This window comes from Pirellulaceae bacterium (assembly GCA_029243025.1).
Classification (GTDB): Bacteria; Planctomycetota; Planctomycetia; order Pirellulales; family Pirellulaceae.
In genome coordinates this window covers 340,685-354,567 of record JAQWSU010000045.1, presented here as the reverse complement: position 1 = coordinate 354,567, position 13,883 = coordinate 340,685, and the positions used below count along the sequence as shown (strand labels likewise).

Below are 13,883 nucleotides of genomic sequence, written 5' to 3'. Positions count from 1 at the left end.
CCCTGTCACTCGGTTTGGGCCGGATTAACAAAGGCGGACAAGTGGCGTGTCAATCAGCTGGGTGTTTCCATCGGACGCATGGCAAAAAAGGAGTCGTGGATTTCATTGCCGGCAATATTTAACCCGCTTTGGAAGCTGTCCACGAATTCATGCAGACCATCGGAGACAATCTGTTCGGCTTTGGTGTAAGCAAGCTCGGCTCGGAGGTAGCCCAGTTTTTGCTCGGGCGGATTGCTGAAACTGTCCAGGTAGGTTCCCGAGATTTTGTGGAGTGATTCGTTTGCCAAGGTGAGGCAATGGAGCACAGCTCGAGGGAATTCTTGGTCAAGGATCAGGAATTGAATGACCTTCACGGGGGAAATTCGACCGTGCCGTTGGCGATACATTTCGAGAGCGCTTGCCGATCGAAGTAAGGCAAGCCATTGAATGTCGTCGTAGGGTGTTCCCACATCGGCGGGATCTGGCAACAGGATGTAATATTTGACGTCGAGGATTCGAGAAGTTTTGTCTGCTCGCTCCAGCATGCGACCAATTTGACTGAAATGCCAACCCTCACCGTGCGTCATCGTGGCGTCGGTGATCCCGAGGAATTGTTGGCCCGAGAAATTCACGCTCGAGAAAAATGAATGGGCATCATTCATCACTGCTTCGATGCCATTGCAGTTTTCCATCAGCAAGTAGAACTTATTGAGGTGCTCCCACATCTCAGCGGAAATGATCTCACGGACGCTGCGAGCATTTTCACGAGCTTTTCTCAGGCAGGATATGATCGAATTAGGATTGTCGACATCCAACGTCATAAAGCGAATGACGTCGTTCTGCGTGTAGCTGCCGTACCGCGTGAGATAGGCTTCGTCGTCATCCATCGTGACGATCAGGGGAGCCCACTGTTCACCCGCTTCGCCCGGCATGTCGAGGCTGAGGTTGAGGTTGACTGAAATGAACCTTGCGACATTTTCCGCCCGTTCAATGTAACGACTCATCCAGTAAATTGATTCGGCAACTCGACTCAACATGTTTCGATCTCCGGGGTTTCTTCGACGATCGGTTGTAAGATGGGGATTTTCATCGCGCTGAGCGATGACTTAGTTCAGGTCAAGACCCACGTATCTTTGCTTCCGCCTCCTTGCGACGAATTGACAACGAGTGATCCGGGCTTTAAAGCGACACGAGTGAGACCACCTGGTAAGACAAAAATGTCTGAGCCGTAAATGATGAAGGGTCGTAAATCAACGTGTCGTCCCCTCAGCCCCTGGGGAGTGACGACCGGTACCCGTGACAGGCTGAGCGTCGGTTGAGCGATATAGTTGCGCGGATTGGCGCAGATGGAATCAGCCATCGCAGCTTGCTCTGCTCGACTTGCATGAGGACCGATCATTAGCCCATAACCGCCTGCCTCATTGACCGGTTTGACGACCAATTCACGCAGATGATTAAGTACATGCTTCCGCTCGGAATTAACCCAACAACGGTAAGTGGGGACATTCGGCAGGATTGGGTTTTGATCGAGATAGTATCGAATGATTGCCGGGACGTAAGTGTAGATGCCCTTGTCGTCAGCCAAGCCCGTGCCCGGCGCATTGGCTAGGGCGATGCGGCCCGCTCGATAGGCCTCCATCATGCCGGCCACACCCAGCAATGAACCGGATCGAAAGCAGTTTGGATCAAGGAAGTCATCGTCGATGCGCCGATAAAGCACGTCGATTTTCTCGAAACCCTGCGTCGTACGCATGTAAACCGATCCGTTCGATACTGCGAGATCACGCCCCTCGACAAGATCGATGCCCATCTGCTGTGCCAGAAACGAATGCTCAAAGTAAGCTGAATTCGCAGATCCCGGTGTCAGCAACGCGACTTTAGTTTCCGAGGACGCGTCTTTTGACAAATACTGCAAGGCGTCTAACAGGCGGCTGCAGTAGTCGTCGACGGGCCGAATTCCCGATTGCTGAAATAGTTCTGGAAACGATCGTTTCATCAGTCGACGATTTTGCAGCACGTAGGAAACACCTGACGGGCAACGCAAATTGTCTTCGAGCACGAACATTTGACCATCACGATTGCGGACGAGGTCCGTTCCGGTGATGTGACACCAGATGTTTTTTGGTGGTGTCAGACCAATGCATTGTCGACGGAAGGCGGTTGAGGTTTCAATCACCTCCTGCGGCATAACACCGTCTCGGATGATCGATTGGCGGTTGTATATGTCTTGTAAGAACAGATTGAGCGCGGTAATTCGCTGTTTGAGCCCTTCTTCGATCCAACTCCATTCTCGACCTTGAACAACACGTGGCACAATGTCGAAAGGAATTACCCGTTCGCTGCCTCGATCGTCACCATAAACATTGAAGGTGATCCCCATTTGCATCATCGAACGGTCTGCGGCCAGTTGACGACGCCTCAGGTCATCTGGCGAAATGGAATTGATTGTGTCGTTTAGAGGCTCACAACTGATTCGGGGTCGACCATCACCGCGAAACATCTCGTCGTAATAATTACCAACTTCGTAAACTGGACGGTCGTTCGTAGGTGCAAGCTCTTGCGGTTGTAAGTCAACGCGTTGCGTTTCCAACAAATCAGTTGACATAAACTCTCCGTACGTCCATCGACGCGATCAAAGGATACGAAGATTGGAAGTGGGTCTGGAACGAGAAGTTGTCCGTTATTGCTCGGAGCAATTCGCACGATCATCCAATCATGAAAGCATGGGTTCCTTGCAAGGCTTGTCAAAAAGTAAGGTCAGAATTGCGCTGCCACCATCTGAGAGTGATCCGGTGATGCCCACTCAAAAGTCGGGATACGCCGTTTCTTCAGCTGGTTTTTTCGGCATAATCGACAACTTCGTCAGATGGTGGATCTTCGCTACAGAAATCGCTCGACTTTTCTTTTGTCAAGCCGCGCGATAAGTAGAAGGAATAAAAAGCCTGCGTCTCGGAAAGCGGGCGAACCGGTCGTGCCTATTGGTGAGCGAGCGATGCGAACCAATTGCCTCGTTCGTCGCTAGATCCTTGATCGAACAGACGAGATCGCTTCCTTGACCAAGGCCTTTTCCTGCGGTGTCTCCACGGAATGTGAGAGTCGCGATAGCGTACCCACCAGACGACTTTGTTGAAGATTGGGGAGCTTGGCTCGACTGCGGGTCAGCGCGATCATCGCCGCGCAGCAAAGACGTTGGTCGCCCGATTCTAAGGCGGCAATTAAAGTGTCAGTGGGGGCCTCTGAGAGCGCTAGGACAAGTTCGAGTAACTGTCCGTCATCCCGCATTGTCTGCTCCGCGACAACGGCAGCCACGGCCTCGGGAACTTGATTTGTTTGGCCTAACCAACGACGTCGAAAGGCGAGTATTCGTCGAAAGTGTGGGGCGTCTTCCGGAACATTCCGACCAATGTTCTCCATCGCATATTGGGAAAATGATGAGTCGCTCAAACCGCGGAGTGACTGAATCAGCTTTCCGGCGATTACACCGACGGGGCAGCTGGCATGAATTCCAGCTGACTTATTTAAGCCTCGTACTAAAGCCGGAATGGCGTCTTCGCCCAAATTCATGAAACGCTTTCGTGCGGCCTGACCTGCTTTGCCTCGCAGTTGCCCAATGTCGTATTGAATGAAGTCGTTTACAACCTTGTCGTAACGTAATTGCTGGGCGTCCAGGATTTCTGCTGAGGCTGTGTTGGATGTCTGAAGCTGCGCCGGCTGAGAGGATGTTTCGATGTTCTCTCGTTTGCGATTGAGAATGGCTGCGTATTTCGAGGAGGAATCAACCTGGATCGGTTCTGTCATCCGTTGGGTGACCCAACGGCCAAACATGGATTGCGATTGTTGACGTCTGGCTTGGACTTGATTCGGCTGCCGACTCTGAGCCCGTTGTGGCTCCGCTTGAGGCGTCGGAGGGGATCCAGACGGTTGCTCCGTAGGAGTGTCCGTTTCCTGTTTTCCATCATCTGTCTCGGGGGATGGCTCAATCGCAATCGATCGTGATTGACCGTCTGCGTCATGATCTGTTTCTGCAAAACCTAGCGTTAATGTGATCCCGTCTCGTGAGCCGGAAGAAGCACTTTGGGCAGCCCAAGGGATGGTGATCGAAGTGATCAGTAGGAAACAGATGAGATGCAGGATCAAACTGGTCATCCAACTAGAGGTGTCCAGCCAGCGTCTCGCGGGATCCGTTCCAGTCAAACGAGTGAGGGGAGGTTGGGCGTCAAGAAAAAGCTCCGCAGGGTTTTCACGCTGAGGAAGATCAATCTCTTCGCCGATTCTCGAGTTTTCAGGACTGGCTCGCCGCACCGGAATCTAAACTCCGCCCTTTTTGAATGTCACGCTCGGGATTTTTAGGCTTCAGGAAAGCTTACAATGGGAGAGCAGCCCTCACCCCGATTTTATGAGATCGAAACGTGACGACAAGCAAAAATCGCAGCCGTCCATGGGAATGCTCGCTGTCGGCCAGAAAACAGGACTAAAAATCGCCCCATTCCTCCTGTTGGCTTTGTTGGTACGACTGGTAAAGTCCGCTTAACACCCGTGTCGCGCTGCCCATTAGTGCCAAGCAACACAAGGAAATCCCCACCAACGCCATGCGGCGACGGGGTGACTGGAGGCCGTAAGTGCCCAGGAAAATGCCAACCGTACCTGGCAAGGAAACCCAAGATGTGAAGATTGACCCAATGAGCGTCATTACGCCGACCACGACCGAAGTGATCGCACAATTCTCACGGAATATTTTTTGCTGATAAAGAGCTTTGACCGGACGGTAGGACGGGCTTTGCACCCTATCTCCAGTCCCCCGGTTCCCAGCTGCGGTATCGAAATCATCCACCTCTTGTCCGGCAAAGGCGACCGTTTGTCGACGAATGGGTGGGACTTCACTTGTCTGAGCGTTGCCAGTGAATGTTTGCCCACATTGCCAGCAACGATTTACTGAGCCGAGAAGCTGCTCACCACATTTGCTACAGCGAACGGACATGGTTGAGATGTCACCAGCGGAGGGCTGGGCTCACAGGTGGGTACACATTTGATCGAAATCCGTCCCCTTGGATTTCACGTCAAGGCAGCATGCTAAGCAACGCGATTGTTATGAGCGGAACGATTCCCATTATGTAAGCGATGATGACAATGCTTCGAGGCGGTGCAGTTCTTCGGAGACGGGATGCGACGGGAGTCAGAATCAGCGTGATGGTGCCAGACAGGAATGCGACCAGCAGCAGCGTTGTCGAGAGCACTCGCAACCGGTCCGACGCGTCGTTGGTCATCAACAAGATTCGCACAAAAATTCCGCTGCATTCGGCGGCAATGGTGGACATCAACGCCAGCATCCACGCGACCGTTGCTGCCACGGCCGTCCGGGATTCCAGGTCGGCTGGGCTCGGTTGGGGAGCTTTTCGCTGGCCTTTTTTGGGGCGAGACATTTTAATCCTGCATTCGAAGATAGCGATTGAACAACCGGTACATGTTACGACGACAATAGCGAACGCAACACCCGGAATCGCTAAAATCGCCATTCACAATCGTCGGGGCGTGATGTCAGAGGGTTGCAGGCCTCGTTAAATCTTGCGTTCTGCCAGATTCGGCCATAGGGTTGATGAGGTGACGAGAATCGATATCGGTCTCGCAGCACGGACGGCTGTTGGCTGGTGTGAAAAATCGCTTTGGAGCAGATTGTCCAATCGATTCCTGGCCGTTCCCTCCCATTGGGTCTTGCTTGCTCGTTATCTGTTTAAGAATGCCTGGTTTCGCGCATCGACTTTGATGCACGGTTCCGTCCATTTTGCCTTTTGTGAATGAGTTTTCCTGAGTGATTATTGACCAAGCCATCCTGTCAGTCGAACGCAGATATTCGGAAACGCACTTGAGTCAGGTCGTTGCGACGATCGGGGTGACTGACAGCGAGCTTGCATTTGTGCGTCAATTACTTGCAGAAGGTACACGGGAATCTCCACCCTGTCGCATGATGGTTTGCCCATCACCGACTGATCGCTATCTGATTGTCTATCAGGCCGAAGGGGACACGGAAGTGCGCGTTCTGTTTTTTTCGGAAGCAGTGTTCGCAAAGTTTGAATTCCAGCCCTTTTGGTTGTTGGACTATGCGATGGCACGTCAATCGACGTTGACGGTGGAATCGATTGACGTTGCTGCCTGCAATGAATCGGATTGGAGAGGGATGCTCTCGTCGATGCAGGAACTCGAGGCTGCGAAAAGTCGCTGGACGGTGGGAGTGCTTAGCGGCCTCGTGGATTGTTTATTGACGGCCGGGCAACTGGGCGTATTGTTGGAGCAGGATGCTCGTTGTCTTGTTTCCTCGCTCTACGAATTGCTACCCGTTTCGTGTCGCCGTGAACTTTCGCTGAATGGCTTGACCTCGTCTTTTTCTGCCTATCCATTTCAACTGTGTATGGCTCGTGATACGGGTGATTCATGGACTTCCATGTTTCACACGCCCGGTGTTTCCGTCGTGAGTCTAGATGACAGCCTGGGGATGATCACGGACTTGCGACATCCTTGGGCAAATGTGATTCAGCGACTTCTCGATCGGTCTGGTGCCGACGCTTGTCATGACTTTGTCAGATCGGCGCCGGCAGCGACGACGTTCGCCAGCTTAAAAAGTTTGGCAAACGACGCACTGACCCAAGATGATCTCTGTCGTGGTAGCAGTTCAGCTGACGTCTCGTCGACAATCGCAGCGAACTCCGGATTTTGCTATCAGCAGGATGTCCACCCATCGTATCAAGGGCAAAGATTGCAAAATGAGTTCGGTGACAGCCAGCAGTTGACGATGCCAAAGTTGGATCTAGCACATCGAGAAACTTTAGAGAAACTCGACCAACTTGACGATGCGATCTTTGATGCGATTGCTGGTTTAGATCAAGGTTTTTCTCGACTTGAAACACTCTGGCCTCAGGCAAAGGCTCATTTGGCAAGTGAATTGATCGAGGAGTCGCGGGATCAATATGTTCGTCTGATCGTTGATCAGTGCGATCGACAATTGCAGACAGCCGGAAACGTCGACCGATCGACGGCGAGGCTAGCCATGGACGTGCTCCGATTGTTGTTTTCGAACGCATCCAGTTGAATCGGGGCAGTCTGGATCAGGTTCAAGCCGATACGTTTTCCGGTGACAGCATAAGTTCATGAAAGCGTTTGAACAAATATTGGCTATCGTGTGGTCCAGATGACGCCTCAGGATGATACTGCACGCCGAAGGCGGCTGCATTGCGGTGTCTTAATCCGGCAATGGTTTGGTCATTCAAGTTGCGATGCGTGATTTCCAGGTGTTCGGGCAGCGATTCCTCTTCGACCGCAAAGCCGTGGTTTTGCGCCGTGATTTCGACCCGTCCCGTCTCCAAATCGATCACGGGCTGATTGGCACCCCGATGACCGAATTTCAGCTTGAAGGTACGAGCACCGCTGGCGAGTGCCAGCAACTGATGGCCGAGGCAAATACCGAAGATTGGCTTCTTTGAAATTAATTCACGAATTGTTTCGATCGCGTAGCTAAGTGGTTCTGGGTCACCTGGGCCGTTCGATAGAAAAACGCCATCTGGATTCAAGGAGAGAATTTCACGGGCGGTTGCTTGCGTGCCGGGCAAGATGGTGACTCGACAACCGAGGTCGTGAAGGTGGCGAGCAATATTCCATTTCATGCCGAAATCGAGTGCAACGACGTGAAGCTTCTGTTCCGACTCTGGAGCTTTTTTTTGATCCACACAAGTTGCCCATTCACTCAGAGGTTCGGTCCATTCTCGCTTTTCCTCGATCACGACTTCTCGGACAAGGTCTCGTCCAACCAGGCCGGGGCTTGCTTGAGCCTTTGCAATCAGACTCTGATCGTCGAGATCGCTAGTAGAGAGCACCCCCTTCATCGCGCCTTGCGTTCGAATTCGTCGGACCAAGGCGCGAGTATCAATACCGGCAATTCCAACGATTCCATTTCTTTTCAGGTATTCATTCAAGCCCTCATTCGCTCGAAAGCTGCTGGCAATCCGGCTGAGTTCTCGCACGACAAAGCCCGACAGGTGCGGACGAGAGCTTTCAACATCCTCAGAATTGACGCCGTAATTACCGATTTGGGGATAGGTCATGGTGACAATTTGGCCACGATAGCTCGGGTCGGTCAGAATTTCTTGATAACCTGTCATGGAGGTATTGAAGCACACCTCGCCGTCGACCTCGCCATCGGCGCCAAATGCCTCGCCGGTAAAGACTGTGCCGTCTTCCAATGCCAACTTTGCCGTTTGTTTCATGGAATCGCTACTTAAGAGTGGGTGAATCGGATATTCTCTGATCGCAAAAGATGACATGACTGGATCATGTCATTCCGTTTTTTGGGCTCTGTACAGATAGTTCCAGTTTCCTACCTAAAGTCACAGCCACAATCTCCCCGATAAGTGTTGTACGGCTGTGGGTCTCCGGACAATACCTCGGTAGAGTCTGGGCAGCCAAAATTTGGGTCCTTGTTGCGGCGAGCAAGGGCCCTTTTTTTATGCGCGGCGGCCTGTCTGCGCCGACGAACCGACTTGGCCATTGGTCGACGGTGGCGAAAACGGCCCCATTATAAGCGTTCCGCAGTGTTTTCACAGCGGCCCCTGACGCGAACTAAGGAGAAGCTTTCGCTTCTGCGGTCGTGCCACGATTTGCGGGTGAAGAGAGGCTCTTGGCCTCATTTTCCAGGCAGCGACCGATTTGACGGACCGCTTGGCGAAGCCGATTTTCGTTTTCGACGAGAGCCAGTCTTAAATGTCCCTCGCCCGCATCGCCAAATCCACTGCCCGGACTGACGGCCACATCGGCCTTTTCCAAGAGCATCATGGCAAAATCCATCGTACTCATCGAGGATCGCCAGGGTTCTGGGATTGGTGCCCAGACAAACATCCCGGCTCGAGGCGGATTCACATCCCAGCCCAGCCTTTGCAGTCCGTGCACCAACACGTCTCTCCGTTGCTGGTAAATCTCTGATTGACGTTCGACGGCTGCATCCGTGTGTCGCAAAGCCATAATGGCCGCGACTTGAATCGCCTGGAATAGGCCGTAATCGTAGTATCCCTTGATCACGCCCAGTCCTTTGATCATTTCCGAATTGCCGCAGCAAAACCCAACTCTCCAGCCGGCCATGTTATAGCCCTTGCTCATCGTGGTGAATTCGACACCCACGTCCGTAGCACCTGGGGCGGCAAGGAAGCTCGGTGGTTTGTAGCCCTCAAAGCTCACGTCAGCATATGCAAAGTCGCTGATTACCATGAATCCATATCTCTTCGCCAGCTTAACGATTTCGACGAAGAATTCGGGTTCGACCGTTGCCGTCGATGGATTGTGAGGGTAGCAGATGATGAGCAATTTGGGTTTTGGATAGAGCTGCTGGCATGTGTAGGCAATGTTTTTCAAAAAAGTTTCATTGTCTCGAACATCCAGGGATATCACGTTACCGGAGGCCAGCGCGACTGCGTAGGTATGCACAGGGAAGTAGGGTGCTGGGACGATCGCCGTGTCGCCTGGCCCCATTATTGCCAAGCACATGTGAGAGAATCCTTCCTTCGAACCCAGGCAGGTCATCACTTCATTGTCCGGATCAAGTCGCACGCCAAATCGTTTGAAATACTTGCTGGCGACTTCACGGCGTAAATTCAGAATTCCGTTTGATTTGCTGTAGCCGTGGTTGTTGGGGTCTCGAGCTGCATCAATTAGTTTGTCGACGACCAGCTCTTCGGGAGGGTCGGATGGATTTCCCATGCCGAGGTCGATCACGTCATTGCCGTTTCGGCGTTTTTGATAGAGAAGCGCATTGATGCGCCCGAACATGTACGGTGGCAGCCGATGGACGCGGGAGGCAAGTTGAACCTGGAAAGGTTCACTCGAAGTGGCGGCTTGTTCGATCGGGTCGATTTCGTATTCCGACATGGCTGCAGGTTGTCTCGGCTACAAGTGGGATGAGTCGCACCATTTAAAGATAGACGGTTGCAGCGGTAGAGCAAACGGCTAACTCGGTATCTGGCAGGCGTCGAAGGGTGAAACAACTAAAAAACGAAGAGATGGGCTGAAAAACACAGTAATTGGCGAATTGGACCGCTTGATTTGAAAAAAAAAACGGCCTTGCGATTCGGTCCGCAAGGCCGTTGGGAGAACGAATTTTCCGGATTTAGCGACTCGTGCGCCGTTTCTGAGACGCAGGGCGAACCAATTGAGGGCTCTGACGAGCGGGTCGGGACGCGGTCTCGGTGGGTTGACCGACTGTCGACTGCGTGCGTGTCTTGCCCGATTGGGACGTTCCGGAAAGAAAATTATCGATTTGGGCCCCATCACGAATGTCATCAAATCGTTGAGCCATCGCGACCCGCAGTTTTTTTTCCTTGAGATCTTTTTCCAACTCGTCTTTGACCTCTGAAAGCTCTTCGACGACCGGCTTTGTACGACCCTTGTAATACATGATGATGTATTTGTCAGCCACGGCGACGATTGCCGAGAGTGGGTCATCATTGGAGAGCTTAAATGCTTCTTGTTCGATGGCTGGCTGTCCGCTGAAACGACGAACCGGCGGGACTTCACCCAGGTTGGCCCTGGAAACGGGCTCGATCGAATATTGGGCGGCCAATTCACCAAAAAAGGTGGTCGTCTTTTTGCCGCGAGCCATATCCCATACTTCTTGGGCAACTCGTTGGTTGCCGACCACAATGGCGAGCACGTCAACTCGTTCACCGTAGTTAGCTTCAAAGCCTCGATTTAGATCATCATCCGTCACCTTCACTTCATCGGCGACGATTTTTTTCAAGGCCACAGAAGGCCAGACTGCGTCGCGGATATAAGTTTTGACATCCATGCCTTCCTGTGCGGTGACATCTTTTAGCCATCGTTCGACGTCCGGCTTGTCATCGCGAGTTACAAAGCCGTACGCTTCTGCGGCACGAGCGATTTCGGCGTCGATATCTTCGTTTGCGACTGACTTGCCACTTCGCTTCAGCGTTTGCCGAAGGAGCTGGTGATTAATTTCGCTGTCGAGTACGGCTTGCCCGTGTCTCGCGATACATTCCTCGGCAAGTTCACGAACCGTGATCTGCTGACCATTGATCATTGCCGCAACACCGGGGTGCTTTGCCTTTTGCTCCGAGTCGTTCAGGACATTCATCACGTTGGCTCCCGATTGCAAATCCTGAAAAATTGTGGTGGAAGCGTCACGTAGATTGTTGTCGACAATACGCTCTTTGAGTTGGGCACGAGCGACTTTGCGATAGGCGGGAGAAATCGGTGTTGCCGGTAAGCGTTTTTCACACTGGAAGATCAGATGTTGCCCTGCAACTTCCACAATGTCGGATATTTCACCCGGCTCAAGCGCGAACGCCGCGGTCTCTACTTTGGGCTCACCGACATGCTTGCGAATGTGAGGAATCAACCCTCGCGCTGCGGCGCTGTTGGGATCCTCCGAGTACTTCTTTGCATAGGCACTGAATTGATCGGGTTTTGCTTTCACAGCCGTTAGCAGCTTCTCGGCTCGCGCTCGGTTACTCACCGCAATCATGCGTGCTTGGATTTTTGGTCCGTATTCGGATTCAAATGCTTTTTTGAGCTGATCTTCGCTGACAACCATTTTGTCCGCGGCCAGCGCTTTCAATGCCAATGTGGGCCAAATGATGTCGCGACGGTACTGTTCCGCGGTGATGTCTCGCTCATGCTTCAACATCTCAAGCCAACGGTCTTTCGCTAAGTTGAATCGCTTAGCAATTGCCTCAATCTCGTCCTCGATGTCTTGATTCGTGATCCGCACACCTTTGGATTTGCATGCCTGCAGGATCAAATGTTTGTTCATCAGGCTTTCCAGGACTGGTTCGCCATAACGCTCCAAACATTGTTGTGCCAGCTCCTGCCGAGTGATCGTTTGGCCGTTGATGACGGCGACAACGTTTTTATTTGAGCTGGCGTTACCTGCGGCAGAAGCCAAAGCTGGATCCGCTGGTTGCTTTTTTGTTTGGGCAAGGATCGCGGACGTTGTTGCGACTTGCCAACAGATGATCGCCGTGATGGCGACGAATCGGATGCGTGATTTGTTGATCATGCGCCTGCGGGACATGCGGTTCCTCCTTAAACCGAACGTGATGACAAGCTAGCGTTGAACTGTTTGGGTCTCAGTTCACGGGCCGAGGAGTTTAGGATGCTTCGCCTGCTGGGTCAAGATCGAAGCAATCGGATTCGAGTTGAATGGTTGAGTCAGCCGAACCGACGGTGAAATGCTGTGAGCCGCTTCAGCGCGAATTGTTAGAGTATCGCTCCGATTTTGGAGACGACACGTTGACGTCGATTGTTGAGTCGTGGACGGCTCAACGCGAGACGAGAGTGGTTTTGGGTAGGATAAAGGCTGATCGCGGCTGCGGTGATTAAAGTGATTGCGTTTTTTTGCTTCTTGAATCGTTGCTGAGTTTGACTTCGCCAAGGTGTGAATGAGCTTCGGCGGTTGAACAATCGTTTTATATTTGCGCTTGAAGCTAGCATGAACAATGGAAATCCTTGCACAGCGGCTGCGGGTCGCAATGGCCATCACCGCTCAAATCGAAAGGATCGCTCTCGGCTTGTATTTTGAGTTGGGCCGCCTCGAGTGTTTTTGGGCGATGATCGCATACACGGTCTGGGCGCCAAGTTTTTCGGCCCGACTGTTTGGGGAGGTTGGCTTGCCGCACCGTTGATTGGAGCCGGGATAGGGCTCCTTTGCTGTCCTACGAACGACAGGTCGCTGACGACTCGTCTGGGAATGTCGTTGTTGACGGCTTTGGCTGGGAATCGCGTTGTTTGGTCTTGCGGTGAGGTTGTGCGAGCTCCTGTGACCGATTCCGAATCGATCTGCTGTGGCGTGGTGATTCAAGCGATCGTGCGGACGTTTGTCGGTTTGGGGCTGAACGGTTTCCTCTTCGTTTTCTAGCCGCCATCGTTTTTGAATCATTGCTTGGTCGGCAAGTTGAGTGGTTACACGTCGTAGCAGACTAGCTTTGCGGGGTGATCTTGGGGCAAGGGAGAGCCTTGGTTTTTTTCGGCACAGGGTCGATTGGCGTCCTTTGCAAGCCGCGCACGACTGCCGATTTTTGCGTATCCGGCGCGTTCTAAAAGCATCGGCGGTTGTTTGTCGAATCGATCCCGAGTGGATCTGACGAGATCATCAGGGGTAGGAAATCGTTTCGCAGCGAGAGAAAAGAAGCTGTGACTAAGAAGTTTTTTGATATCCCAGGGGCAGTTGATGAGAGCGATTGCCGCCTCTGCACGAGTCAATCGTCTAGAACTTCGACTTCCCGTTGTTTGGTCATCTTGTTTACTTTTGTTTCGTAATTCTTGGTCAATTCTTGAACTTGGTCTTTGATATCGTCTCGAGTGTCCTCGCTGACGGTCTTATCTTTTTCAGCTGTCTCGGCTGCTTTATTGGAATCTCGGCGGATATTGCGAATGGAAACTTTTGCTTCTTCTCCCAACTCCTTGATCCGAGAAACCATTTTTTTGCGAACTTCGCCTGAAAGAGGCGGAATGTTGATGCGAACAACACGACCATCGTTTTGCGGATTCAATCCGAGGTCACCAGCGATGATCGACTTTTCGATATCTTTGATCGTGCTGGGATCATAGGGTCGAATCACGATCTGAGTGGGCTCTGGTGCACTGACTGAGGCAATCTGCTTGATGGGAGTCGGGGAGCCGTAAACTTCGACTCGGAGTGAATCGACGAGGCCGGGATTTGCTCGGCCTGTGCGAATGCCGGAGAGGCTCTTTTTGAGCACATCAACCGCTTTTTCCATACGTTCCTCAGTATCAAACAGAATTTCTTCAGCGCTCATGAGTTCGATCCAATTTGCAAGTCAACGACCAAGGCTCAAACCGTATTTACTCTGGCCGATTGTACGTTTTGCGAATTGCTGTGGCAAACCGCGTTG

At 52.3% G+C, this 13,883-nt stretch carries 11 protein-coding genes; 2 read left to right on the top strand and 9 right to left on the bottom strand.

All coding sequences use genetic code 11. The annotated features are described in order from the left end of the window. Positions 1–53: 53 nt before the first annotated feature. The 5 genes from P8N76_20295 to P8N76_20275 form a co-directional block, all read right to left on the bottom strand. Entirely contained in the window at positions 54–1,016 is a 963-nt protein-coding gene (locus P8N76_20295; protein MDG2384024.1) for an alpha-E domain-containing protein, read from the bottom strand. Positions 1,017–1,090: 74 nt separating this feature from the next. Further along, positions 1,091–2,479 (bottom strand): circularly permuted type 2 ATP-grasp protein, encoded by a 1,389-nt coding sequence (locus P8N76_20290; protein ID MDG2384023.1) that lies wholly within the window; start codon positions 2,477–2,479, stop codon positions 1,091–1,093. Between the two features lie 518 nt (positions 2,480–2,997). Then, the gene (locus tag P8N76_20285) at positions 2,998–4,281 is read right to left on the bottom strand and encodes a hypothetical protein (protein MDG2384022.1); all 1,284 of its coding nucleotides are present in this window, start codon (positions 4,279–4,281) and stop codon (positions 2,998–3,000) included. A gap of 169 nt (positions 4,282–4,450) precedes the next feature. Continuing rightward, positions 4,451–4,957, bottom strand: a complete 507-nt coding sequence (locus P8N76_20280; GenBank protein MDG2384021.1) for a hypothetical protein — start codon at positions 4,955–4,957, stop codon at positions 4,451–4,453. A 79-nt stretch (positions 4,958–5,036) separates the two neighbouring features. After that, positions 5,037–5,399 (bottom strand): hypothetical protein, encoded by a 363-nt coding sequence (locus P8N76_20275; protein ID MDG2384020.1) that lies wholly within the window; start codon positions 5,397–5,399, stop codon positions 5,037–5,039. Between the two features lie 386 nt (positions 5,400–5,785). On the opposite strand from P8N76_20275, the gene P8N76_20270 reads away from it, so the two are divergent. After that, entirely contained in the window at positions 5,786–7,060 is a 1,275-nt protein-coding gene (locus tag P8N76_20270; GenBank protein ID MDG2384019.1) for a hypothetical protein, read from the top strand. 22 nt (positions 7,061–7,082) lie between these two features. On the opposite strand, the gene carA is transcribed toward P8N76_20270, so the two are convergent. The 3 genes from carA to P8N76_20255 form a co-directional block, all read right to left on the bottom strand. Next, entirely contained in the window at positions 7,083–8,231 is a 1,149-nt protein-coding gene (gene carA / locus P8N76_20265; protein MDG2384018.1) for a glutamine-hydrolyzing carbamoyl-phosphate synthase small subunit, read from the bottom strand. 352 nt (positions 8,232–8,583) lie between these two features. Further along, positions 8,584–9,882: an aminotransferase class I/II-fold pyridoxal phosphate-dependent enzyme gene (locus tag P8N76_20260; GenBank protein MDG2384017.1), complete on the bottom strand. Its 1,299-nt coding sequence runs from the start codon at positions 9,880–9,882 to the stop codon at positions 8,584–8,586. Positions 9,883–10,120: 238 nt separating this feature from the next. After that, complete coding sequence (locus tag P8N76_20255) at positions 10,121–12,043, bottom strand: peptidylprolyl isomerase (protein ID MDG2384016.1); 1,923 nt, start codon at positions 12,041–12,043, stop codon at positions 10,121–10,123. 675 nt (positions 12,044–12,718) lie between these two features. Here P8N76_20255 and P8N76_20250 point away from each other — a divergent pair. Beyond that, on the top strand, positions 12,719–12,886 hold the full coding sequence (locus tag P8N76_20250; GenBank protein ID MDG2384015.1) for a hypothetical protein: 168 nt from the start codon (positions 12,719–12,721) through the stop codon (positions 12,884–12,886). A gap of 340 nt (positions 12,887–13,226) precedes the next feature. Here the strand turns inward: P8N76_20250 and frr are convergent, their stop codons facing one another. Continuing rightward, positions 13,227–13,787 carry a ribosome recycling factor gene (gene frr, locus P8N76_20245; protein MDG2384014.1) on the bottom strand — a complete coding sequence of 187 codons (561 nt, stop codon included), beginning with the start codon at positions 13,785–13,787 and terminating at the stop codon, positions 13,227–13,229. Positions 13,788–13,883 lie beyond the last annotated feature (96 nt).

Excerpts from the sequence above, each read along its gene's own strand:
- P8N76_20260 (MDG2384017.1), bottom strand. The coding sequence starts at position 9,882 with ATGTCGGAATACGAAATCGACCCGATCGAACAAGCCGCCACTTCGAGT.
- P8N76_20290 (MDG2384023.1), bottom strand. The coding sequence starts at position 2,479 with ATGTTTCGCGGTGATGGTCGACCCCGAATCAGTTGTGAGCCTCTAAAC.
- P8N76_20250 (MDG2384015.1), top strand. The coding sequence starts at position 12,719 with ATGTCGTTGTTGACGGCTTTGGCTGGGAATCGCGTTGTTTGGTCTTGC.
- carA (MDG2384018.1), bottom strand. The coding sequence starts at position 8,231 with ATGAAACAAACGGCAAAGTTGGCATTGGAAGACGGCACAGTCTTTACC.
- P8N76_20275 (MDG2384020.1), bottom strand. The coding sequence starts at position 5,399 with ATGTCTCGCCCCAAAAAAGGCCAGCGAAAAGCTCCCCAACCGAGCCCA.
- P8N76_20280 (MDG2384021.1), bottom strand. The coding sequence starts at position 4,957 with ATGTCCGTTCGCTGTAGCAAATGTGGTGAGCAGCTTCTCGGCTCAGTA.
- frr (MDG2384014.1), bottom strand. The coding sequence starts at position 13,787 with ATGAGCGCTGAAGAAATTCTGTTTGATACTGAGGAACGTATGGAAAAA.
- P8N76_20295 (MDG2384024.1), bottom strand. The coding sequence starts at position 1,016 with ATGTTGAGTCGAGTTGCCGAATCAATTTACTGGATGAGTCGTTACATT.
- P8N76_20255 (MDG2384016.1), bottom strand. The coding sequence starts at position 12,043 with ATGTCCCGCAGGCGCATGATCAACAAATCACGCATCCGATTCGTCGCC.